Source organism: Terriglobus albidus, from assembly GCF_025685425.1.
GTDB lineage: Bacteria > Acidobacteriota > Terriglobia > Terriglobales > Acidobacteriaceae > Terriglobus > Terriglobus albidus.
The window spans coordinates 187892-212722 of sequence record NZ_JAGTAS010000054.1 but is presented as its reverse complement, the minus strand read 5'-3'; the positions used below and the strand labels follow the sequence as shown (position 1 = coordinate 212722).

Sequence of the window (24831 nt, the reverse complement as noted above, 5' to 3'; positions counted from 1 at the left end):
GTTATGGAAGCTCGCATCTGCGTGTCCTGGCAATAGTCGCCTCAGCTAGCGATGTTGATAAGCATTCCCTGAATAATCCCTGGAACCGGCTTACGTCTCAACGCATCCTATCCGCATGGAAAAGGTCAAGCTTGGCTCTCAGGGTGCTATCGTCTCTCGCATCGGTCTCGGCTGCATGGGAATGAGCGAGTTCTATGGCGATCGCAACGATACCGAATCCGCTGCAACACTGCGGCGATCGCTCGATCTCGGCATCACCTTCCTCGACACTGCGGATGTCTATGGCTTCGGCGATAACGAGGTTCTTGTCGGCAAGACGATCAAGCCCCGCCGCGATGAAGTCTTCCTGGCGACCAAATTCGCAAATCTGCGCAAGCGCGAAGATCCAGCCTACTGGGAGGTCTCAGGACGTCCCGAGTATGTGCGGCAGGCGATCGACGCCTCGCTGCAGCGCCTCGGGGTCGACTATATCGATCTCTACTATCAACACCGTGTCGATCCCAATGTCCCGATCGAAGAGACAGTTGGCGCCATGGCCGAACTGGTCACGGCGGGCAAGGTAAAGTATCTCGGTCTGTCAGAGGCGGGTCCGGAGACGATTCGCCGTGCACACAAAGTCCATCCCATCACCGCGCTGCAGACGGAGTACTCACTTTGGGAGCGCGATGTCGAAGATGAGATTCTACCCACCGCGCGCGAACTTGGAATTGGTTTCGTACCGTACTCTCCGCTCGGCCGTGGTTTTCTGACCGGAACCATCAAGGACACCTCGACGCTTGATGCTTCCGACTCACGGGTGGCGCGGTATCCACGCTTCTCCGGGGAGAATCTGGACAAGAACCTCATCCTGGTCGCAAAGCTTGAAGAGCTCGCGGCGAAGAAAGGTGTAAAGCCCAGCCAGCTTGCGATTGCATGGGTGCTGGCGCAGGGCAATGACCTTGTTCCCATTCCTGGTACGAAGCGCCGCAAGTATCTGGAAGAGAATGCGGCTGCGGTCCAGATTCATTTCTCTCCAGAAGAACTTGCGGAGATTGAAGCAGCGGTTCCACGGGGCGCTGTTGCCGGCGATCGCTACAACGCGATCGGCATGAAAACCATCAACAGATAACAAGGTGACCCGATATCTCCTACCGATCCGTCGCGATGGATCGGTAGGAGATATCGGGCTCTCAAGCCTTCAATACACCCACGACTTCGTATCGCCATCCTTCGGCGCGGTCTCCAGCATGTGACGAGTCATCAACGGCAGCACACGCTGGTTGAGGTCCGCGCCCTGACTCTCATCCCACTCCGGCAGGGCGCCGGTATAGCAGTGCGGCTTACGCGGACCGAAGTCAAAGGTCGCATCCGAATGCGGATTGCGCGTGCTCTTCAGATCGGTCTCCAGCAGATAGACTGCGTTGTTCAGGTAGTAGGTATCGGAGTCTCCGACTGCAATGTGAAGCTTGCCTTCAAGCTTCGGTCCTAACGTCGTCCAGTCACGCATCAGAATGGCGTCAAGATCGTAGTGATCGTGCCAGTACTTCACTACCTCTTTGTCGATAGCCCCGGTGTCCTTGTCGTAGACCGGAGCAGGATAGCCGTCTGCGCCCTGCGGCGAAAAGACAGCCTGCCAGATGTCATACTGCTCGCCCGAGCGGCCATGTGTGCCAAGCGCGAGCTCGTAATGATTCACCTGTGCCATCTGAGCGGTAATGTGCGAATCGCCGCGGCGGTCGGAAGGAATGTCGATCGTCTCAAACGGGCCGGAGCGCGTGTAGGCATTAGTGTCGGTATAGAGGTCCGCCCCCTGGTAGGCGTGGAAGCTGACCGGATCCGGACAGAAAGACCAGGTACCGTTGTAGAACTCCGGGTAGAAGACCTGCGAGGCCAGCGCCTCCCAGCCTCCGGTCGATCCGCCGTAGGTCGCACGAGCCCATCCCTGACCGATACCGCGAAACTGCTTCTCCACCGCCGGAATCAGCTCCTGCGTGATCGCGTCTCCGTAGGGGCCAACATTGGTTGAGTTCACCGCATACGAATCGTCGTAATAAGGATTGGCGTGCTGCGGTTCAATCAGCAGAACGTGCGGCAAGGTGCCATTGGTCCATGCCTGGTAAAAGGCATACTGCCACTTGGCGCGAGTGGCTTCGCGTCCTTTCAGGTCCGGAGGAGGCTGCGTCTCTCGCCAGCCGATGGCGCTGAAGTTGGGATGAAAGTGGTCCTGATAGACGACCGTGGGATAGTGCGCGTCAGGGTGGGAATCGAAGCCTTCGGGCAGAAGCACAATAGCCGAGACGTACATCTCACGTCCCCAGAACTTTGAGAGCAGCTCACTGCGAATGCGCACGTGACGGATGTACTTCGTATCCGGAGCAGGCGACGGAGGTTCGGGAATGGTTGCGTCCACCGTGATCGTTAGATTCCCATTCTTCGCGAAGATCAGCTTGACCGGCTTGCTCATCGGGTTACCGGGCTTGGTATTCCAGTGCTGTCCTTCGCCCTTGTCGGGTGGCAGTAGGACGGTCTTACCGTTGACAAGGTGAAACTCTTCATAGCGATTGAAGACGGCCTGCACGGTGTATTCGCCTGCAGGCAGATCGGCGAGATGGCGAATGGGGTAGCCATACGCACTCGCATCATCAAGCACGATCGGCGTGCCCGGCGCCGCACCGCTGACGTCCATGCCGAAGACCTGCTGCGACTCATATGACTCATCGATCTGAGTGCGCGGCTCTCCTGTAGTTGCCTTGGAGATGGAGACAAGAACGCGCCCGGTCAGCGGAGCACTGCCAGCGGCCGCCGGTGTAACGGTGACCTCAATGCGTGGTCCGGCAGCATGTTTTGCAGGGGCAGCGAAGGCAAAGGAGCTGACAACGAGTGAGCAGAAAAGGGCAGCGTGTCGCATGTGCAAGCTATGGTATCGCGGGAGGGTTCTCGTTGCAGAAAAACTACCCAGAACGGGTGCCCCACATACGCAAAGCTTATCTGGGTGTATCGAGCGAAGCTCGATCTTCCTTTTGTCATTTCGTAGCGTAGCGGAGAAATCTGCTTCTCTACCCATACCGTAAAAGCAGATCCCTTCGGGATGAGAGATATATCGTAAATATCTAAAAATAAAATAGTTATTGTTCTCGATCTGCCCGTACAACCCCTGCACAACTACGAAGAATCAGAGAGTTAGCAGAGAAATCTACACGGAATCTGCACAGAACGAGCCAAGCGGATGGAGGGGCGAACGTGGCATTCGTCACCGACAAAGCAGAACTCAAGCCGGGCTTGATTATCTTCCGGCGTGGCGATGTGGATCATCGCATGTGGTATTGCCGCATGAAGATCCCGAAGGCCGACCGCTATAAAACGGTCTCACTCAAAACGACCGACATCGAGGCGGCGCGTGAGCGCGCCTTCGATCAGGATGCAGACATCCGATTTCGTCTAAAGCATGATGTCCCTGTGTTCAACCATCCCTTCCGCGAGATAGGCAGAGAGTACCTGCTGACACAGGAGGCACGGGCGCAACACGGAGAGATAAGCGCAGCCCGGCCCAAGAAAATCCGGGCCGTTATCGAAGGCCCTTTAGATCGATATGTCGGTTCGACCCAAGTCCACCTTATCGGCGATGAGCTCTGGGGTGGCTATCCGGCATGGCGACGGGCGAACGGTGCAGGGCGCAACAAGCGTAACGGCGTTCGGGAGATCACTCCCGACATGGCGCAATCCTTCGCGAATAAAGAAGCCGAACGCCGGACCAAAGTTCAGCACACCCGAGGCATCAGGGTTTTGAAGCCGATTGAAGTCCAACCTACAGAGGGGCGGACAGTTCCTTTTATCAGCGATTCCACCATTCGCTTTGAGATGTCCATCTTTGGCGCGGTGATGAACTACGCCATAAAGAAACGCTACGTTCCAGCCAGTCAGCGTTTCGATGAACGGCCCAAGCTCAAGACCATGCGACGCGACGAGTTCACGCTGGAGGAATACCGTAAGCTCCATACGGTCGGAAGAAAGTGGATCGCGCAGGCGGATAAGCCTTCAAGCGTCTGGAATCGGACAGTTACCTACAACATGATTCTGGTTGCCTGTAATACAGGTATGAGGCCGGCAGAGATGAAAAATCTGCGCTGGCGCGACATTATGCCTGCCAAAGACCGCGAAGGACGCGAGATTGTCGTCCTGTTCGTGCAGGGCAAGGGCAAGTCTCGCAGGTTGGTGGCTCCAAAAAGTGTCGGAGATTATTTGGAGCGCATCCGGGTTATCTCCAAAGCCACCGAACCGGATGACAGAGTCTTTACCAATGTCACAGGCACTCCCGCAAAAACTCTCTACAGCACTTTGATTGCTGATCTTCTGAATGAGGCGAGTTTGCGCGAAGGCACGCAGGGCGTTCCGCGCTCGACCTATTGCTTCCGGCATACCTACGCCACGCTCAGATTGCAGGAAGGCGTGGACGTGTACTTCCTCGCCGAGCAGATGGGGACATCAGTCCAGATGATTGAGAGCCACTATGGGCACGTGAATACCGTCAAGCACGCGGATCGGGTACTGCAAGGTATGGCGGGATGGGAGCTGCCGCAACCGGACGAGGCCAAAGCCAAGGCATCGAAAGCATCAGAGACCCGCGATAAATTTAAAAGAAGTCAGCGCAAGCCGCGCTGACCCGCGAAACGACCGAAGCCGTCCTTGGCCGGAGCCGCTGGCGGAGGCTGGCGTAGGGCGAAGTTGTCCCGCCGTCCGGTCCGGACGTTCTTGGGCGGGATGCTTCTGATTTGCTGCTAGCCCCGCTGGGGCGTTCTTTGCGGCAAATCTCGGCGCACGTGCCACCGGCGGCGGCCCGCTCTTAGTGCGGCTCACATTCGGAAAAGAGAGAATTTTTCGGGCCCAGCTCGGTCTGCGCTGGCCTTTGGCTGGTGATCGGCCTAGCCAATAAAAGAGGGATAGATTCGCCCCAATATTCGATCGGATAGAAGGTCCTCAGTATTCACCACAGTCTGGCAAATTTATCGACCTATAGGGAACAACCCCTTAGGCAGAGCCGGACTGATAGGAGACTTCCGTGAGAAGAAAGGAAGTAACAACCGTCCCCCTGGCCTCACAAGCCAACGCCGAAACCTCCAACCCGACTCCCGACATGGTTTGGGATCGAATCGCTGAACTAGAGCGTCAGATTGATATTCTTCCGGCCGGCCATCCTTCCATAGCAGACCTCTTGGAGGAGATTGCCCAGTTCTTAGAGAGCCTAGACGATATAGAACCTTGGAATCCCTTTGAGCTGACATAACGCTGGCTTAGCTTGGATCAACCTGAAGGGGGAGAGACGAAGTTCTCTCCCCTCGTGCCGTCCATTGAAAACGTATCGCGTACGCGTCGTAGCACATTTTCTTGCCGCTCAGGTCACGATTAGAAATGCTGCCAGATATTCGTGCTGAAGGAATGGAGCTTTACGGCCTAAGATAAATTCAAGGATAGGAAAGCTACACAAGTGATCGGTTCGCATACTGTTCCGGAAAGTCTGCTTCGAAAGTTTTCTTACTACCACTCCGGCACTAAGGCGCAGTGGTTGTGGCGTTACACAAAAGATCGACCGCCCTATCACAAACAGTCTCCGAAATCGGCAACTAGGTACCACGGACACTTTGTAGACCCGTTAGACCCTGCTGGTGAGGCACAGACCGAAGTCAGACTTGCGACCGAATACGAACATCCTGTCAATCAATTTGTTCATCTTCTCGGTGACCCCTCCTTCTTAGCAACCGACGAACAACGTAAGCAGCTTACGCAATATGTCACATTGCTATTTCTCCGCTCAAAGGCTCGTCGAGAAGGCACGAAGCACCTACAAGCCGTGAAGCGTCATGCTCTGAAACTTTTCGTAGAGAATGAATCTCAGCTCCTCACAATAGCGACAAGCTGGAATATCGATCTGATATGTCGAGGTATTCCTCTCCCAAAGCCGTTCACGGCAAAAGAGGTTGCAACGGAGACCTTGAGAAGGTTCGGGGATCTTGCGGAGCCTGATGCACATCAAAAGCAGTACCTTGTGGGCCTTAGAAACGGAATGGTGAACCTGGATGAGCCGATGTATCAAGGAGATTGGAGGCTCGTCCGCACTTCACCTGATAAGCCCTTCATCATCTCGGATTCTCCAGTTGTTACGTGGCAACGCGACGCCCAGGGAACTCTTTATCATGGAGGCGGATTCTGGCGCAGAAATATCGAGGTTTTTCTTCCCGTCTCGCCCACTACATGCCTTCATATCCTACCCAATGTCGAAAGAACCCTTGTACCGTTAGAACCCACTGTAGACGAAATCAATATCGCGCAAGCCGCTTTTGCCTACAAAGAGTGCTTTGCCAACATTGGCAAGGATGACATTGATGTTTTGGTCAAGAAATTCATATCGACTTCTCGCATCGGCGAAAACGTCTTCACAGTGTGGCACCGGGACTATAGCAGTGCGATCTACGATGCCTTAGTGAGTAGAGGAAAACGTGCTGAATCGCGTCCATCTAGCCTTCCCATACAAAGGCAAACCGGAACGAACGTAGATAATACACCTAGCCTGCCAAAGGCAATCTATTTGGACACAATGCTCTGGAACAGACTTCTCGACCAGGATGTTGATCCTCAGTCACTACACAAACACCTTAGCGGGAAGAACATGCGGCTTTCACTGAGCGGACATGTTCTGTACGAACTCGCCCGGACGTTCAAAAACAAACCAGATCGTGGCCAAGCTTTATTTAGATACCTAAAGCAACTGATCGATTGCGGCGTCATCGTCATGCACGACAATATGGAGCAACTGCATCGCGAAGTTGTTGCGTTTCGCAATAAATCAATCGTTCAGATCATCGCCTCCTACGAAGAGGCCGAGTATCACAAGATGAAAGTGGAAGTGGATAAACTATCAGAGGGCACCTATGACGAACACGTACAGCAGTTCGTTGCAGGCAGATCGCAGTTCTCTCAGGATAGCCGAAGCAGGCAGAAAGAGCATTTCGAGGGTAAAGACGACGCTAGGCAACAGCTCCAACGAGTCTCCAAGGATCAGTTGGAATCGTGGCTTCGCGCCGAGTCTTCCAGCCTGCGTGGTAGTGCATTGCTGGCCAAGCATTTGCAACGGATGTACTCAGGCATTCCAGATGATGAGGCGCTGACTGTTGCTCACCGGCTCATTAGAATTCCGCACTTTCGGATGGCTAAGAGCGTGGTTCGCGCCGACCTTTATGGCAATTGGCGGTGTGCGCAAGGCGGCCAGAATCCTAGAGATTTAGTTAACGATATGTACCACATGCTGAACGCATGTTATTGCGAGGTCTATGCGACGGCTGAGGATGGGCAAGCGCAATACGCATCTTTACTACTACCGTCCGAGGTAAGGATGTCGATCTACGACGATGTGACGCCAATACATGAGTGGCTACTATCGTTAGCGTGAACCGTTCGACGGCCCCAAGAACTACGTGACTACGTTTGCAGAACACCTAATCAAAGTGGAGCCACCCCTTCCTCAGCTAGCTTGTTCCCAGCGTCGTGTTTATTGGCATTCTCTTGTCTGCCGCACAAGCATCACAGCCTTTGATATGGCGATTCAATTCGTACTCAACTTTACCTAGAGCGAGGCGAGCTGCGTGCTCATCTTCAGTCCTCTTGCTGTAGTACGAGCCATATCTAACACGCATCACAGCCCTAAGAGCAGTGTGGAGATCGGTTTCTAGCTGGCTATAGTTGGGACAAGACATTAGGCTCTCCTAGGCTACGAGATGTGCTGAGCTAAAACTTCTTACTCGCCAAGGTTCCAACGACTTTACTATCCGTGCTCATTTCTGCCGCACGTGAATGAATCTCTTGCTCAACTCTGTCGGTGAGAAGAACTTTGTGGGGAGGGACGGCTGCGGAATTCGCTCTCATATGGCTAGGAAAACCTCCGGTAAACATCCGGAACTGAATACCAGGGATGTTGAAAGCAACGCCCGTGATATCAGTCTTAGCAGGCGTATTAGGTGTCATTGGACCGGGATGATTGAAGTGCTGAAGGGGCTTCGATGCCGTGATACTGAGCAGGAATAGAACACTGCTGGGAAATGCCGCCTTGTCCAATAAATACAAACGTAGATCTTCTTCTAGGTCATCAGCGAGCTTCGCGGGCGTCATCAATTTTTTTGAGTCATTCCAGTGATGAACAGACGAGCGCCAGAAAACACTGGCGCCGAAGTAGATGAGCTTGTGCACATCGAACCCTGGGTCAAATGGAGCCGTATACAGTACGCCGATTGGTATTGTTTCTCCTGGCGTAGATTGTTGGAGAGCATCACGCAGCGGAAAACGTCCATCTCTTCGAAATGGCCCGTTCCTCATCAACCAGTCCTCGCCATTTTGTTGAAAGCGTACCTCACAGCGTTGGCATAAGAGGTAATCACGTACCTGCTGGCTCGTCTCTACAGTTGTCTCGGCGGTAACCAAAATGGGATTGCGGACCACGTGACCAGGTACATGTAGCGCCTTGTAAACCCCTTGGGGTATCAAATGGCTTCTTTGAAGCTCTGCAATCCGATGACAGAGTGCACACTTGGCGATTGGCTTCTGTCCTGTTTCGCCGCTTTTGTTTCGCTTTGCCGTAGATCTATCCCCTCTTCAGTCAAGCACGAAATGAATCGCTAGTGCTCTCGTACCGCGTTGCGGTCCGGGCTGGCGAGATCTTCTTAGGGGAAGAATAAGGTTCCGAGCGGGTCAAACAGCTTGGAAAACCTTTATCCTGTTCGGCTAAGTTGCTGAAAATACGGCCACAAGCATTTCCGCAACAATGACTGTAGCGTTCGATCCCGCTCAGATCTAGGAAAATGGTTGACGACCTTGCGGTACGAACGCATCATTGATCCCACATCCATAATGGGAATGGCCAACACAAGCTGAGCCTGAGTGGCACACAGATGACGCATGCGCTCGAATCGTCGAGCGGTGGCATCAACTCTACGCTTGGACTGTAGCCCCGCTGGGCGTCGTGTCTTGGCGGTTATGACTTGTATTGCAGGGAGGGCCCGCCCAACGGGCACTCCTCGAATAGATCGACCGATGGCTAAAGAAAGCACGTCAGACCAGCACCTGCGTATATCCCGTCAAGCGTTTGCGAAGGCCAAAGTAGGGCAATCGTTCGCTGAGCACGATCTCATTCGAGCCAACCCGAAGCTCTTTGTCGAGACACCGGCTATAAGGGCCGCTCTCGATCAGTCGGCGGGCAAAAGCTTCTTTGTTGGACGACGAGGAACGGGCAAAACCGCGATCACCTACTACCTGAGAAACAAGTTTGAGAAGAATGCCCTACTTCTCATTCCGAAACTGCTTTCCTCGGCAGACGCGTTTGTATCGAAAGACTGGGATCGCCGGGTTAGGCAGAAGCCCTTCAATACTCTGGTCTCAAGCTTTGTCCGCGCAATTGTTGATGAGACTGTTTTCTCATGGAAAAAGCAGGGCCACTTTACATTTCGTGCGGCAGACGGAAGCGATATCACCCGTGAGCGCCCTCTTATAGAACAGTACGAGTTCGATTTACGATTACTGACCCTGGTAGAAGAAGGTTTTGATTATCTCGGCAAGGACAATAACAAAGAATGGCTGAGGTTTCGAAATCGTCCCGCGAAACTGCTTCAAGAGGTGGCTGCAGAGTACGACAGCAGACCACGTTTACAGCAATACATCCTTATTGATCGTCTAGATGATGAATGGGATGATTCTGATAGTGCAGTGATTCTCGTGATGGCTCTAATGCACGCGTGCGTGGAGATACGTTCGGCTACAGAAGCAATCAGACCTATGGTGTTTCTTCGAGAAAACGTATTCGATCGCGTCCGGGAACTAGACAGCGAGTTCTCTCGCCTTGAAACCTCTATCGTGACGCTCGATTGGACAAAAGAACTGTTGCGGGAACTTGTAGAAAAGCGCTTGAACGAAGGCCTGATATCGAAGTTTGCACTTGATGGATCCACCTGGAAATCTTTCTTCGCGGGAGATGTAAACGAAAGCCAGAATCGCGTGTTCGGCTATTGCCAATACCGTCCGCGAGACATTCTGCTATACGTTTCAACTGCATTAAGTCTTGCGCAATCCCATCAACGCAGCCAGATCGAACCTGATGACCTTCAGGAGGCGCAGCGGTCTTTTTCAGAGAACAGGCTCAAAGAACTCTCCGACGAGTACGCCGACAACTATCCCAGCTTGAGCATGGTGTTGGGACGCTTTTATGGATTAGGGACGGAATACACCATAGGCAGTATCGAAGACTTCATCAAGAAGCTCCTAGTGGACTCGGAGGTACAAACGGCCTGCAAGACTTGGATTTATAACTATACGCAGCCTGACCTCTTCGTCCAACTGCTCTACAACATTGGATTCGTCGGTCTGAGGCAACCTGGAAGCCCTACGCGGTACAAGGCGTCTGAAGCAGACAATCCCGGCTCGATCGCTCTTCGGAGCGACTCCGGAATTGTTATACATCCTTCGTATGTTGATGGCTTGTCCCTCCAAAAGACGGTGATCACTTCCTTAAGTGAATCTGTGGCGCTCAAGACTTCCGGCCTGATTTATGACGTGCCTGAGTCATTCTCAGTGATCACCTACCGCGCAAAGCTACAAGAGCTCACAGAGGAATTGCAGACGCTGCCGCGCGGACGCGATTCGGCGAGACAATTTGAAAATCTCATGGGCGAGATGATTAAGCTATGCTTCTTCCGATCGCTATCGAATGTCCAACCGAGGGTAAGGAACGGCGACAACACCGGAATTCGAGACTGGATCGCTTCGAATCGCGCTGCAGTAGGATTTTGGGCAATCGTACGAGAAAAGTATGCTGCTACGCAGATTCTTTGGGAATGCAAGAATTACGACGACTTACATTCGGATGATTTTCACCAGGCCAACTACTACATTGGTAACCAGGCAGGTCGCTTCCTCATCATGCTAACGCGCGCGCAATCCCCATTTAACACTCATACGTATGACCACGTGAGACGGGTTTTCGAAAAGTCGAAAGGTCTGGTTCTGCTTCTGAGAGAGTCAGACATAAAGACATTTCTACGCCAAGCATTGAATGGCAAGCATAGCGAGCAGCATCTTCAGGATCTATTTGATAACACCGAGCGCATGATCTCTTGAGAAATGGTGTTTCGCCGAATTGGCAGGCTCATGGAATCACAGCCAGCTCGGTTACACCCATACGTCCTGATCTCTGAGGCTCGCCGCATCACGCTTGCAGCATCGAAAATTGGCATTGCCCTTTATTTCTTGGCCCCCATTATGGGGCTTGCAGAAACTAGTAACCACACCTCGAAAGGCAACGTGTTCATTATGGTGACAACCAGATTCACAGACGAGACTGACGATAATGATCGAAAGGCATTTGAACGGTGGCAGGAATTTGCGTTGACGCAACTCGGCTATACCATCAACTTGATCTTGACCTTTGCCGGTGCGACACTCGCCTTTGCGGTAAAGACAATGATGGGCTCTACGTTTGTTCTAAGGCATTGGGGGCACTATCTGTTTCATTCATCTCTCCTGCTGCTTGGCTTCTCAATAATGACTGGCATCGCGGCCAACATAACACGCTGCGTTGATTTCTCCACTACCCGCAGAGCTGCCCTTGCCCGCTGCAACGGAAACAAGGAGAATCACCACGCAATGGCGCAAAAGGCAGACACTTTTGGCCGCTGGACCTGGAGATTCTTCGCTTGTCAGTCAGCTGCATTTTGCGGTGGAGTCTTCTGCCTTAGCTTTGCAATCTGGCTGGGATACCACTGCAAAATCTAACTTATACAAAGAATTATGTGGCGGCTCTCGCTGTAGCAACAGCACAAATCTCGGAGTACGTACGTCAAAGACAGAGATCGTCATGGTTATCGCCGATCAGAATGGAGGCAAAAGCACTCCTGTTGCTTGGTGATCGTAGCGCCCAATTAATAGAAGCTTTTACCGTAGCGAAAACATCAACCGGAACAATTCAATCTGGCGACTGGTTCCGGTCTTTGAGAGAATGCGCTTTATGTGAAATCGAGTCGTCTCCAGAGTATTGCCTAATTTGTCAGCAACTTCGCGAACTTCCAATCCCTGAAACAGCAGGTCAGCGATTCGTGCCTCTGTTGGGGTGAGTCGGTAGAGAGCACGAAGAATGGCAGCTCGTGACTTAAGGACGGCTTGCGGGTCTGATAGGCTAACAAGCGCAGCCGCCTCAGGCTCGCTCAAGCGCGACCCTGTACAGAATGGAGTAACGAGAACTTGGAGTGAACGTGCAGGAGGTTTTCTGGAAACAAGAAGCGCACCTCCCGCTCCTCCTGCCCAACTGGTTATTTTGCGACCTCCCGCTGCATTTGATTCGATTGATATTGGATGCTCACCGCCTCTGCTAACCCCTGTTTCTGTTGCGGATGCGATCAGACGGTTCAATGCCGATCGCTCTGATGAGACCGCCACTTCAAGACGTTTGTTGCAAACCCAAATTCCGTCCTGCTTTTCTAAAAGGCTTTGTGCTCCTTCCGTCATTCGGAGAACAGTGCCATCCTGTCGGAGCATACAGATCGCAATTTCTGACTCATCCAAACATTGAGACAGCATGACATTTGAAGCATTGAGCTCGTTGAGCGTTTTGTTCAGTCTGAATGCCTGGCGAAGGTGAGGCGACAACGCTGTAAGCAGTTGAAGCTCGGGCTCATCGAAGAAACTGCCATTCCTGTTCCGGACGATACCGATGGACGAATGATATCCGTGCCGCTCTTCCAATTTTGCCCACATCATTGGGCCGATATCGAATGGAGTCATATAGCCCGCGAAGAGTTCACTCCGGCGCAGTTCAGACATAGGGAGAAGCACCTGACTCGAACCGCAATCGGCAGCACGGAAGTTCTCAAGAACCTTGTTCAGGTAGATGTCGTTTTTGTAGTAGTAATCCCGATAGATTTGCAGCGACTCTTCTGAGTACCCGACTGTTGCTGAAAGGTCCACCGTATCGACATGAAGTTTGGCGTCTGCGCTGTAGAGATGCTCGCGGAGAACCGCCCCTTTCGCTCCTACAGTACTGACCAGCGACTGGAGGAAAACCTGCATCCGGGCAGGCGTTGATACTCCTTCATAGAGGAGAAGCAGAAGGCGCGACAAGTCGGAGCCGTTGACCAAAGCGTTCCTCGACTACCAGGAAATCACGCAAATTGCGGTAAACCCATTGGGGAGGACTTCATTGTCCCACAGATATCTCCCAAATGGGAGATGCCGCCGTGCGGGCAGCACCCTAATTTAACTATCAGCCGACGCGGAGTTCTCAAGGCCGTCAGAATTGCCGGCAGCTTGCTCAGAAGTGCGTTGACAACCATTTTCAGTTTCGCGATGGCGGTAAGACACCGCAATCTTCACACCGGCTTTAGAAAAGGATAAGAGATGAAGGTGTTAATGAAGCATTTATATGCCATGGCCTTCCTGGCGGCTGCATTGCATGCGGCCGCGCAGCAATCGGGTCCCAGGAGGACGACCTCAACACCCAGTCAGTCCCCAGCATCATCTTCAAGGCTGGACACTGAGCAGAAGCCGATCCGCTTGTACTGTACTGGAAACAACTGGACCACTGGGGAATCGGAGATTCTGATTGACGTTAAGAATGGGTCTTTGGATCATTTCAAAGAAGGAATAAAGGATAACTGTGTGACTAAGATTGCCGTCACAGAGGCTGAATATCGTGTCACGCAGAAGTGCACAGACCCATCAAATCCCGGCTGGGGCTTCCAAGAAACAGAAACGATTAGCCGTGTAACTGGACACTTGGTCCACTCTGTATGGGTTACTGGCGACCGCACGTGGTCAAGCTACACGGCGACATGCGAAGATGTCTCTTCAAAACCTAAGCTCTTTTAGAACGGGCTGAGCTCAACTTTACATAAGATCGCGTCGGAGGTTTCCATGAAAATTTCTCGGTTGTTCTTTTGTGCTTCACTCTGCCTTCTTCTCTTGGGAGTTGCATTTATCTCAACTCCAACCCGTGTAGCTGCACAACCCTCTTCTGCTTGGACAGGTTGGCAGGCTTCTATTTCTGACAACCAAATCAGCTGGCGTAGGCGCTTTTCTAGCGGTCCATACAACGGCAAATGTAACTGGGAAATTCAGATGAGAAACGAGCACAACTATATGGCCGACGTAGACTATGGGTGGTCGGCTGAAGCAGATGACGACACGCCCTACGACCATACAGCACTTTATCAGAACCCAGGCCAGACCAACGCGGCAATAGCAACTGTGGCGAACTGCACGACTGTCTACTTCGGCGCTCGTGGGAAGCCGTCCAAGAGATAGAAGGTCAATGCAGCAACTCTCCCTCCTCCCACACAATGTAACGATGGAGGAATCCTTTGCGGAAGTCTCGTTTGCTTTGGGCTATTCCAGCACTTTTCGTCGGACTTCATTCGACGTTATCGTACACTCAACCAAAGTCAACTTCGGTATACGTGTATCCATACCGGATGACAACGGCCATGATCGGGTCTGTCTGGTCATTGCCGTGGCGAAAGCCTCAGAGGCGATGGGGGCACGGACGGGTGATGATGCCTACATCTATCCAATACGTCGGGGCTTAGGAACAGTCCGGGTTGACCGGCACTCGCTTCAGAATGCACGCATACACGAGAAGAACGATTGCTTTTCGTTCTTGGATCGGCTGGAACAGTTTGTTACTGAAGCTTGACCCAAGGGTCACATCGGTTCTGCGCTTAGCAGTACCAACCTTACCCGTTTGAAGAAAGTTGCTTTCGAGATCCTGCCGGCTTGCGCCCCAGCAAGTCGCTCGATCCTTTAAGTCCTCGGGCTGGGAGGGACGTGAACGTATAAACCTCCTGGAGAATCTATTCTTCCTCTGAGGACCTGGCAACGGCCACGGTTGCGAACTAGTATGTGGACTGTAGAAGGCCACTACGGTCGGTAAAAGGCTTCTAAAACCTCGATACGCTGCATTGTGATTCTGCAGAGGGTTCGCTCAAGCTCGGCGAACAGTTCCCCTGTTTGGGATCGATCACTCCCGTTTACTTCAGATATTGCGTTTAGATTGTTGCGGTGGCGATTCAGTGCATCGTGCGCGGATGGCAGCATTAATTCGGCCTGAGACCACTGTCCGCCTATTGGAATATGTGAGTTGTAAGCCTCGACGTCATACCAGTGTGGATTGAGGGCCATATCCCACTCCCACATAGTGAGATAGCCGGAACTCTGAAGGAGACCGGCAATCAAGGGATCTAGGACTGGGTTTGAGGCGGCCAAGTACAGCACCTCAGAGACCGTAGAGATTTGCGTGTTCGATACTCTTCGGATATCCGCGAGGAGTGCATTTGTTATCTCCTCCTGCCGCTTCAACGGATTACGCGACTGATCCAAAGCGAATTTAACTTCAATCTCTGAGGCTTTTCGTGTGGAGTCGGGAACATCTATGAGCAGGGGTGAATCGAAGAGCTGCTTGGGAGTGCAAAAATCAGCGTTCTCGACAAGAGCAATTCCGGATCGTCCATAGGCTTGAGCAACCAGCCGCGAACAAAATTGCCTTTCGGATGCATTGCAATTCATTTCAGGTAAAGCTGTTTGAATGGCTTCTCGCTTCGAGTATCTCTGACCGATTTGCGCTCGGGCATCGTCACAGATGCTCTTTAGTTTGGAAGAAGCGAGGGGACTCCGGTAACGTCTGACAATCGCATCTTTGTGTCCTTTGAATATGAGCCGCTGAAGATTGTTGCTGTGAACGCCATCGGTATCAGAATCAATAAAGGAAGAACCGCCTACATAAAGAATTGCGTGTGAATATTCAGAAATCGTTCCCATACGAATCATCCAACTGCTAGAAGAGGATTTATCACGAGTAAAGATGATATCTCCCACATTCAATTTTGATGGCTCGAAAATATTCATGTTCAGCTTTTATTGCACGTTGATTTACATTGAATCCTTGGAACAGAACGCCAACGGATGTGAGTTGGAGGGGCGAGGACACTTATATGAGTCCGATGCAGAAACCGCTAAATCACCGATAAGGTATAAGCCGTATGTCATGGAAAACCTCTTCCAGTTCATTACCTTTGAATACGGCTGACATTGCCCCCGTAAACACCACATTTTGAGTAGTCACGAAGTAGGAGCTCGGTAACAAGTTGCCGCCGTAAATGTGATCCGGATTTATGGGCGTATGCGCATCTCTCCAATTTCCTTCATTGTCGCCGAAATCTGTGGTTGCCAGGAAAAGCTCTCCCGACGCGATGACTCTACTCGTAATGGACATCCAGTTCTCCTCTGAGAAGTCGGTTGGGCGGCTAGACTCTCAATGCTTGGGCTAGGCGAAAAGATTAGCACGTTTTGTATGTCAGCGTGTTTCCAGATTTTGTTACAACGTGGAAGGCAATGAAACGCCAGACAATCGGTAGAACCGACTATAGGCAATGGCATGCGGTTTTATTACGACATTTGAGCGTCACGTGTGGTCCCCTATATTTGCGTCAGGTCATTCAATGAACAGCTGCCGGGAGAGACCCCCATAATGCTACGAAAGACAAGCTAGACGCTGATCATTGTCAGTTTGATGTGATGGATACCGCAGTTGCAGGTCTGCTTGGCCGCAGCGAGCCCTGCCGAAACTAATCGACCACGGGTTGGATGCCACAACATTAGAGAATCGTTCACTACTTCTTTAGATGCCTCTTGGAAATTCTGATGGCCAGCTTCTCCTGTTCGGGAGACTGAGAGGATTCAAGTAGCGCATTTGCGACGAGTTGTCGATAACCATCGGGTAATTCCCGCACCGCTTTGCGCAGTTTCTTGCAACGATCCCATTCCTTCCAAAAGCCCAAATCGGGCAGACATGGCGCCAAAAGACGCCATGATTCGCCAGAATACTGCCCTCGCGCAAGTTGTTCGTGCACATCAAAAAAGGATCGCACTATGCACTCCACACCTGACTCCTCTGTCGATGTAAGTCCGAGCGTCACAAGCAGAAACGCTGTGTGCGACCGTAACCACGTGGGCAATTCTTCAAGAGCTTGTTTAGCCAGCAATTGAATATCTGGCCGCGAACTTCGCAGAAGGGCTCGTGCGATATCTGGCGGAGCCAGCCATGCACAAAAGGCAAGTCTAAGTGGGGAGAGGAATTCCGTGGTCTGAAGTTGATCAGCTGCGGCTTCAGACAAAGCATCTCGCCATTGTTCTGTGGGTAACCATTCTCCGTTGTCCGGTTTCGAAAGCCATTCGAATATACCTTGGAGAGCGAATGAGTTGGCCCTCTGAACTAGGGTTCGCGCAGGAATAGCCGTGAAGCCGGGCCTCATCGTCCCGATGAGTCTCGCCCACTCTTCAGGCCTCATCCGGATTGCGTCAAGCACCTCAAAGGCACGCCATTGCACTTCTGGCGAGCTGCTCCACAATTGCTCATCGAACGCAAGTTGAGGATTCAATCTCAACATGAGATTCAAGAGCTCCGGCTGTCTATCGCCGATAAGTGCTAAATCACTCGAATGCACGACCCTAGCAACCGACTCCGCAAATGAAGCTGCTAGCGCCGTTTCGGGTCGCCGCATTGATTCAGAGAGAAGCGTTAAGACGTCTTGCCTCCGGTGGCTCCAGAGGAATTCCACAAGGTGTTCGAGGTTGACTGTCACATTTGAGAAAGGACCCGCTTCGGGAGAAGTGACAAGGAACAATACCGTCGAAAGCGCATGATTGATCGATAGCTCTGACTCGTCTTCTAAAGAGATCTCGCAAGCCGATTCTTTCAGGCGAATAGCTTCGGTGGCATTTGGAAAGAGTTCCGCAATAAGCTCTAGGCTCCTTCTCCAGCTGGTGTTCGAACCGGTTCGGAGCGAATCATAAATTGAGGCTAGCTTTGCGAAAGCAGCTCTGGGCTGCTCTATGTCGGAGCCGAAAACAATAAGGAAGTCGCGAAGACCTGTCCGACCAGGAGAAACCAAATCCTGTAGTGCGAGTTGGATCCAACCGCCAGTTGAAGAAGGATCGGAGTGCTGATCAGATTTGTCCGATAGATCGAGAACCAGGTGTTGGTCTTCTCGTTGCCAAAGCCGGCGACTCATTATGGGCGCGACTTGAAGGTCGAACGCCGACTTCGGAGCCCCCCGGTCAGCGAAGGAACCAGTAGAAAATCTAAAGTTGCGGCGTAGCTTCGGCCATTGTTGCGACCACAGCGTGAATATCAATTCCTCCGCGGAAGTCTCCTCGGTATCCAAAATTACGACCGAACGATGTGGCGTCTTATATAGAGCGTCCAAAACGCGTGGTGCCGCGATGAGGCCATTCCCGAAAAGCTTTCTTTCGCTACGAATGTGAGATGAGAAAGTAATGGGATGGCGATATAGCTCGAAGTTTTGATCGACAGGGCGACGAAATAGAGTGCGAAGTACGCCTAGATCTTCGAGCTGCGCCAAATCCCCCAGCTCTATGAAGAGCACCTGGCTCCAGACGCTCCCAGGTCTAGGCATTTCGTGAGCTTGCCAAGTGCAAAATAAGGCGAAGTACTTTGACCCCGCCAAGGGGATGCCCGTGTAGCTGAATTCAAATCCAGAACTTGGTGATGATCCAGACAGGTCGGTCGCGACTGCCAAAAGATGCTTGACGTCAGCAGACAAACTAAGGGAAGAAGCCAGAAGGTGATGACCGGAATCATAACCGAACAACGCTTGGTGAAATGTGATCTTGGGAGCCATCCGATCTAGACTCCGAGCAGCCAACGTAGCGGGGCAGTTAGATCTTTGGATTCGATGTCACCAAAAACAATTTTTACGCGTTGCTGAGGCGGCAGTTCTCCCAAATGTTCCTCCAGTTCTTTTGGGGTTCCTCCGAGAGCTGAAACTCCAAAAATTCTGGACTCGAATTTTCTACGATTTGTCTTAAGGTACTGGTCGAGTAACGGCCATTCCCTTGCGAGAAACGACGACGGAATCTTTGGCTGCATATTTCCCGGATGGTAAACAGTATCCCATGCCGAGATCATCACACAGAGCTTCAATGGGTATGTCGGCAGTGCACTATGCTCAGCAATAAATTGAAGCACGTCTACTAGTTGCACCTGTGCAGACGCCTTTCGGGGGTCAAACGGCTTGGCTGTCCTCTCGACTTCCGGAAGGGCTGCCAGTTCACCTAACAATTCTTGATTCGAAGCGGGTAGGTCTGCGCGAAGAAAAAGCAGTATTCCGGACAACTTTTGGAGACTGTCACTGTAGCTTTTGGCCCATTTCCTGTCGACCCATTGATCTTGAAATACTTCCCCACTCACATCAGGGAGGAACAATTTACCTCTCTTGCCAGTTGAGGGGTCTTCGAACCAGAGTTCTGGAACGGGACCCTGCAGGTTTCTCTCTGTATGCAATAGCTTCTTGCCGCTACGAAAGTCAGCCTTATCCCGCTCAAGGTAGCTGCGGTCGGGAGCTAAGGCATGGCTGCGTAACGAATCCGGCGTGTGCGGGTGTTGAAGTAAATCATCAACCGCATGAATATATGACGTCTTCCCCGCATCCGGAAGCCCAACAATTAGGAGATTGTAATCCGCCTCACTCATTCGGAGTCTCCGTGTATAAGCCCATATCTCGAGAAATCTCTCTCTCCATAGACAGTTGAGGACGGGAGCGGGGTTGGCATAGGGTATCGCTGGGTGGTGCTAACAAACGTTGAAAAAAGTCTGGTGATTATATCTACCGTTGGCAAAGTTCCATCCATTGGACGGGCGGCGACTCTCCATTTGTGGAGACCACCGACTCTGTGACTGAAGTCGCGTTCAAAGCTTTCTTCAAGGTGATGGACCGCCTGATGGCAAGCGGAGTCCCTCGGCGCGGCCTTTAGTTCGTCCTCTTTAGTAATTATTAGGTGGAGAATTGTCTGAGGACCAATTTGCCCAGTCTGTAAAAGACGGTTCACAAAGTTCAGCGCCTTTGAGGCATGGTCGTGCCTACGAGTTCGATCGACCATCGCACCACCATCAACAACAACGGCCAAGTGATCTGCGCGTCGCGTGCACATCAAATTTTCGCAAACCGTGAGTGCGGAGATTGCGTCCGGATAAGTGTCGCCCGAAATATCATTCAGTAACAAGTCAATGTGTGGTTGATTGCCATCTTTGTGGCTCACCGCAACGTGGAGGCAGCTGTTATCGTAGCGTCTCGAGGTATGCTCCATTGATGGGGCGTGAGCTCCGCTTTCCACGGTAGCTCGCCAATTCAGCTCCTCAAATCTCATAAGGCTTAGGCTTCCGGCGAATTCATAGTCTCCAACTGAGCCCATCTGAAACTGCTGATGAAATCGAGCCAAGAGCGATGTCTTGCCACTCTCAACCATTCCGGCAATTGAAACTAAAATGGCGCGCGACCGGCTAGTAACTTCTCTGGCGTCGATAATCTCAAGCGCTGTACCGTGATGAAGAACTTCGGTTTCGGATAGACCGGTGTTGGCGTTGTCCGCGACAATTTCTGTCACGTCGTCGCCATTCGATGCGAGCGCGGCCCGGTCAGTCACCTCATCGGATGTATCTTCAAGTGTGTTTATCAGGTTCGGGCATGCGCTGCCTCTGCCTTCGATACATTTGCCGTCGATTCCGAATCCACAGAGAGCTAACTTGCAACCTTTCATTTGCTAACCTCAGCCTAATAGGGACAAAGCTTTCAAAAATGTAATTTCTGCATACGCCGCTTGTGCTACCTCAGTAGCTGATATCGGGGTCTCGACATTCAGGCCTGGACAAAGGTGTGAGAGAACCTGAACGGCGCCCGCGACATTATCGAATTCGGCAACCTTTGATAGCGCAGTGCTGATGGGAAGCAGCCCTTTCGTCTCAGGAGGGTTCGGTGGGCTAATTGTTATTGCTTGCCATCTTTCCTTTGTTGCCTCAAGCAATTGTCGGAATGATTGCGGTTCATCGGAGGTGTCGACACAATGTTTCAATGAACGCGCTAAAAGTGCGTTCATTGAATTTGATGGAGGTAAGATTTGTGTTCTTTCCGCAGCTTCGATGGCGGCCGCGATGGCGTACTCGAGTTTTGAGAGGAGCGCGGTGCTCGTCTTCAATCGGTCGCTGTATTCGTTGACGATCCACCAGAGCAGAGCAGTTTCCTCTGAGAGTTGCAAAAGCTGGGAGTTGGTCGCTTGGCGGCCTTGTTTGATCGTTTTGATTAGTTCCTTGTAAAAGGCAGATTGTGCGGCCGTGAAAGTTTCATCTGTGGCTGAATTCAACTTCTTCAATCGATCAAGCAGTACTTCCTCAGATCCGACGTCGCCAAAGCGATCAGGACGCTTGGCTTCAGCTTCCACCATCAAAAAATGCTCTGCCTCTTTGAGGATTGCGGGTTGAGCGATGTCTAGATCCCTTTTCAAGGCCAGGGTCGCTTTCAATCCCAATGCGAAACCGATAGCAACTGCGTCTTTTGCTTTGAACGCGGTCACCATAACGACACCGGCCATCAAGCGCAGCTCATGCTCGTTGTTCGCAACTGGGAACTCAGGATCTATTTCCAGGAGCGCCTCTTGAAAAAAGGTTTTATCGTTATGGTCGGTCTGACTGAAGAGGAACAACCGAAGGAGCGCGCATAACGATGCCTTTGTGACCCGCTTTGAGTATTTGGCTGCGGTGTCCCAACGTTTCTCTACGATCTTTGGATCAGGTTGAATGTGAACATTACGGTACCAGTCAATCAAATGTGCGTGCATAGATTACTCTTCGAAAGGATTTGGACTACCTTGGAGTTCAGCGTCTCTCACCGCTACCGCGGTCCAGAATTTGGCAAGACCATTGGGTTCTTCGGTCGCTCTCTGAAAGACCTGCGACCACATGACCTGTGGTTGAAGGGCGTCGTCACCATCGCGGAGTAAACCGGCTTCGTTTGCCGAGGCATAGCGATCTGGTGTTGGCAACTTGAAGAAGTGAACAATGAGGTCACGTTTCGCACTATCAATATTTGTAGGCATTGTGTCCTCCGTGGGTTCTGGCTCTGGGATCGCATGAGATGCAGCGACCGTCGGTAGAGCGGCTACTACAACAGCATTATTTCGCGGACGATCATAGAGTTTGATTAAGTGTTCATCGACGGCCTGGTCCTCGTCATTGCGCCTGGCTCGAAACTGAAAGTTCTGCTTATTGAATTCGCGTGTATGAATTCGGATCTTGAGTCGTGGCCCATCACTTTCTTCAAAGGTGTGCAACTGAACGATATGGTAGGTCGGAAGCCAGTCTGGATCGCGGCGGGAAGGCTGAACGGCCCCGGCAAAAAGTTGCACGTGCTTCTTGTCCGCAGCGATGCGTGTGCTGTGCTCGTGTCCGAAAAGGGCAACTGGAGCGAATGTCCGTAGCGCGTCACGAATCGTGGCTTTATCCATGAGCCAATCGGGGGGATGATGGCATAATGCCACATCGACAACACCGTCGGTATGTTTCAAGTGGGAAGTTTGAAAATCGGACACAAGGAGACCGCCAGGTGCATCTCCTCCGTCTGAAATGAGAGCAGAATTGAGACCATGAATGCGCAGCATTTTCCCGTCATCGAACTTTTTGGGTAGCAATTTTTCCCATGCAAGTTGCTCGGGAGTAGTTCTGCAGTCATAGCGCTGGGCAAAGTCATTAAATGCATTCAATGGCGCGAGCATGCTGTGTAAGGGATCTTTTTTGAGTTGCTTCGAGATCAGGTCGCGCCACTTCACAGGGTCGGCATTTTGTCGAAACTTTACATGTGATTCCCAGAGGGGAAGGTCCGGCGCGACGTAGTCTCGATCCACGTCATGATTGCCAGGAATCACATAGACGTTGGCAGCCGGGATAGCCGTCCGTGAAAACAGCTCATCAAGCCACTGAATGGCTTTCGTATAGTCCGCTAGTTTGCCACTAAACGCTATATCACCTGTGATCAGAACGGCATCATAATTTGCACCATCCGCCGGTCTAGCTTCAAGATCGTCGAGCAAGGCACGTCGAATTTGTTGATCGAGATCGAACTGTGATGTGTCGTCGCGTTGGGAAAAGTGGATATCCGAAAGGTGGAGCAGCGTAATCACAGTAAATCCTCGATCTGGTCTGGAATTACGAGCAAAGGGGGCAGTCGCTAGACAATCTAGGCATAACGATATTTTTGATTGTGGTGCTGACGAACAGAGATTGTAGCATGCCAATTGCCTGATTCGACATGCTTTATGTGTGAGCCTGAACTAACTTCGTCCTTCGCTGCCTGGTATCAAGTTTGATACGAGCTACCCGGCTCTATCGAGGCGATTGTGCTTTCGCAATAGCCTGCCTTTAATGTCCACACAGATCGGGACAAAGCAGGTTTTCCGGATTGGTGCTCGCCTCGGATAGCGGCGCGCTATGGATATGGACCGATTTCCGACACAGGACGATGCATCTCCCGCCGCAACTCGATCCTTTCTTCTCGCGGATTGGCCCGACGCGGCGGTCGGTCAAAGACCGTCGTTACGTGCCAGGGTTAAAGACTGCGAGGACTCCATTGGAGCTTGCGGAAAACGCTCCGCAGGATGTTGCCTTCCGCGTCGTGTCGACACCTCGGCGTCCTGAAGTTCGGGGTATTTTCGCAGCTCAATCTCACGGCCCGTAATTGCTCCTGTTTACGCTTCGTATCTGACGTTGCGGTCATGCCCGCAAAACATCGGAGCCAGTGTGGTCGCTAGGCCTTCACCGTACCGCCCTTGCATCCGCTACCTCATGTCGGCTTGATACACGTCATGTCCCTCCAGTTGTTGCTGCCCCTCGAAGAGCACGCTGCCTGCGGCATCGGGTTTACGGGTTCGTCGCGGTAGGGATACGGCTTACGCCGTACCCCCCGCACAGATCCGGACGGGCGGATTTCCCGCATCCGGCTCTTGCCTCAGGTGGTGACGCGCAGACGGCGTGAAGGATAAGGGTGATAGATATGGGCCGGAGGGAGCCATTTGCGGATGAGCCGTTGCATCCGCTCCCACGGAACGCGTCCCTTTTGACTCCGCCGTTGGAGAACGTGGTGCCAGAGGCGACTGACCGTGAGGCGGAAGTGGGCCAGGGCATACCGGTTGCCCGGCACTCCGAAGTATCGGATATGCCCACCCACAACGGACTTCAACCACTCACCGACTTCCGGAACAGGGTCGTGCATACCGCCGTAGTGCCGCCACGTCTCTCCGTCTACACCGGCTGCCGCCTGCCTCTTCAACTGGAAGTTAGGCGAACCGCAGAGTGTCGATCCGATAGATGTGATGCATCAGAGCGGTGAACTTCACATCCTTGTTCGATCTTGCTGTCTGTCGTATCTGCGCCAGCGCACTTGGCACGTCAACCCGGCCCTGAGTCCGGGACGCGTTTTGCTGGCCCAGATTCCCCTTGGCCAGACCCCTTCCCTCCATCTCCTCCGCCGTCAAGACTCTGGCTTTGTTCGGAGACTTCCCCGGTACTATGGGTCTGTCCGACTTCCCGTGTTCGTTCATCATCGGCTCCTGTTCTTGAACTTCCCGATGCGTCCCGCGAGCGCTGGCCGCTCTCGGGTGAACCCGGGACCTCCCAACTTCCGTGCAAGATGTGTCCCTACGTGCCAGGGTCACAGACCGCGCAGGACCCCAGTGAAGCTCGCATTAGCGCTCCACCGAAGTTGCCTTCCGCGTCGTGTCAACGCGTCGGCGTCCTGAAGTTCGGGGTATTTCGCGGCTCGATAACCTGGCCCGTGACTCCCCCTGTCTACGCTTCGTTCATGGCTTTGCAACCATGGCCGCAAGACTCGGGGCCGGTGTGGCTCGCTACGCCTTCACCGTACGGCTCTTGCATCCGCTACATCCTGCCGGCTTGATGCGGTCTACATCGTGGCCCTCCAATCTGGTTGC

The 24831-nt window shown here is 52.4% G+C and carries 18 protein-coding genes; 7 read left to right on the top strand and 11 right to left on the bottom strand.

Features of this window, described 5'->3' with window-relative positions; translation table 11 throughout:
- Positions 1-115: 115 nt before the first annotated feature.
- The gene (locus OHL21_RS13830; RefSeq protein WP_263417871.1) at positions 116-1108 is read left to right on the top strand and encodes an aldo/keto reductase; all 993 of its coding nucleotides are present in this window, start codon (positions 116-118) and stop codon (positions 1106-1108) included.
- A gap of 69 nt (positions 1109-1177) precedes the next feature.
- Here the strand turns inward: OHL21_RS13830 and OHL21_RS13825 are convergent, their stop codons facing one another.
- Entirely contained in the window at positions 1178-2887 is a 1710-nt protein-coding gene (locus tag OHL21_RS13825) for an alpha/beta hydrolase-fold protein (protein WP_263417870.1), read from the bottom strand.
- 332 nt (positions 2888-3219) lie between these two features.
- Here OHL21_RS13825 and OHL21_RS13820 point away from each other — a divergent pair, with 332 nt between their 5' ends.
- From OHL21_RS13820 to OHL21_RS13810, 3 genes are all read left to right on the top strand, one after another.
- On the top strand, positions 3220-4638 hold the full coding sequence (locus tag OHL21_RS13820) for a tyrosine-type recombinase/integrase (RefSeq protein WP_263417869.1): 1419 nt from the start codon (positions 3220-3222) through the stop codon (positions 4636-4638).
- A gap of 397 nt (positions 4639-5035) precedes the next feature.
- Positions 5036-5260 carry a hypothetical protein gene (locus OHL21_RS13815; protein WP_263417868.1) on the top strand — a complete coding sequence of 75 codons (225 nt, stop codon included), beginning with the start codon at positions 5036-5038 and terminating at the stop codon, positions 5258-5260.
- Between the two features lie 201 nt (positions 5261-5461).
- Positions 5462-7420: a DUF4238 domain-containing protein gene (locus OHL21_RS13810; RefSeq protein ID WP_263417867.1), complete on the top strand. Its 1959-nt coding sequence runs from the start codon at positions 5462-5464 to the stop codon at positions 7418-7420.
- 335 nt (positions 7421-7755) lie between these two features.
- Here OHL21_RS13810 and OHL21_RS13805 read toward each other — a convergent pair whose 3' ends face one another.
- A complete protein-coding gene (locus tag OHL21_RS13805) occupies positions 7756-8463 on the bottom strand; it encodes a hypothetical protein (protein ID WP_263417866.1) in 708 nt (235 codons plus the stop codon).
- 591 nt (positions 8464-9054) lie between these two features.
- On the opposite strand from OHL21_RS13805, the gene OHL21_RS13800 reads away from it, so the two are divergent.
- Both OHL21_RS13800 and OHL21_RS13795 read left to right on the top strand, forming a co-directional pair.
- The gene (locus tag OHL21_RS13800) at positions 9055-11130 is read left to right on the top strand and encodes a P-loop ATPase, Sll1717 family (protein WP_263417865.1); all 2076 of its coding nucleotides are present in this window, start codon (positions 9055-9057) and stop codon (positions 11128-11130) included.
- A 30-nt stretch (positions 11131-11160) separates the two neighbouring features.
- A complete protein-coding gene (locus OHL21_RS13795; protein ID WP_263417864.1) occupies positions 11161-11784 on the top strand; it encodes a hypothetical protein in 624 nt (207 codons plus the stop codon).
- A 159-nt stretch (positions 11785-11943) separates the two neighbouring features.
- On the opposite strand, the gene OHL21_RS13790 is transcribed toward OHL21_RS13795, so the two are convergent.
- Complete coding sequence (locus tag OHL21_RS13790) at positions 11944-13143, bottom strand: helix-turn-helix transcriptional regulator (RefSeq protein WP_263417863.1); 1200 nt, start codon at positions 13141-13143, stop codon at positions 11944-11946.
- Between the two features lie 978 nt (positions 13144-14121).
- Between OHL21_RS13790 and OHL21_RS13785 the strand changes: the two genes are divergently transcribed.
- On the top strand, positions 14122-14307 hold the full coding sequence (locus tag OHL21_RS13785; RefSeq protein WP_263417862.1) for a hypothetical protein: 186 nt from the start codon (positions 14122-14124) through the stop codon (positions 14305-14307).
- Between the two features lie 612 nt (positions 14308-14919).
- Here the strand turns inward: OHL21_RS13785 and OHL21_RS13780 are convergent.
- The 8 genes from OHL21_RS13780 to OHL21_RS13745 form a co-directional block, all read right to left on the bottom strand.
- Positions 14920-15903, bottom strand: a complete 984-nt coding sequence (locus OHL21_RS13780) for a YiiX/YebB-like N1pC/P60 family cysteine hydrolase (protein WP_263417861.1) — start codon at positions 15901-15903, stop codon at positions 14920-14922.
- Positions 15904-16667: 764 nt separating this feature from the next.
- A complete protein-coding gene (locus OHL21_RS13775; RefSeq protein ID WP_263417860.1) occupies positions 16668-18698 on the bottom strand; it encodes a GAP1-N1 domain-containing protein in 2031 nt (676 codons plus the stop codon).
- 5 nt (positions 18699-18703) lie between these two features.
- Positions 18704-19549 (bottom strand): TRAFAC clade GTPase domain-containing protein, encoded by an 846-nt coding sequence (locus tag OHL21_RS13770; protein ID WP_263417859.1) that lies wholly within the window; start codon positions 19547-19549, stop codon positions 18704-18706.
- Positions 19546-20613 carry a TRAFAC clade GTPase domain-containing protein gene (locus tag OHL21_RS13765; protein ID WP_263417858.1) on the bottom strand — a complete coding sequence of 356 codons (1068 nt, stop codon included), beginning with the start codon at positions 20611-20613 and terminating at the stop codon, positions 19546-19548. The genes OHL21_RS13770 and OHL21_RS13765 overlap by 4 nt, the downstream gene beginning before the upstream one ends.
- 9 nt (positions 20614-20622) lie before the next feature.
- Entirely contained in the window at positions 20623-21687 is a 1065-nt protein-coding gene (locus OHL21_RS13760) for a GTPase-associated system all-helical protein GASH (protein ID WP_263417857.1), read from the bottom strand.
- Between the two features lie 3 nt (positions 21688-21690).
- Positions 21691-23025 carry a metallophosphoesterase family protein gene (locus tag OHL21_RS13755; protein ID WP_263417856.1) on the bottom strand — a complete coding sequence of 445 codons (1335 nt, stop codon included), beginning with the start codon at positions 23023-23025 and terminating at the stop codon, positions 21691-21693.
- Between the two features lie 824 nt (positions 23026-23849).
- On the bottom strand, positions 23850-24170 hold the full coding sequence (locus OHL21_RS13750) for a hypothetical protein (protein ID WP_263417855.1): 321 nt from the start codon (positions 24168-24170) through the stop codon (positions 23850-23852).
- Positions 24171-24177: 7 nt separating this feature from the next.
- On the bottom strand, positions 24178-24444 hold the full coding sequence (locus OHL21_RS13745; protein ID WP_263417854.1) for a hypothetical protein: 267 nt from the start codon (positions 24442-24444) through the stop codon (positions 24178-24180).
- Positions 24445-24831: the final 387 nt, after the last annotated feature.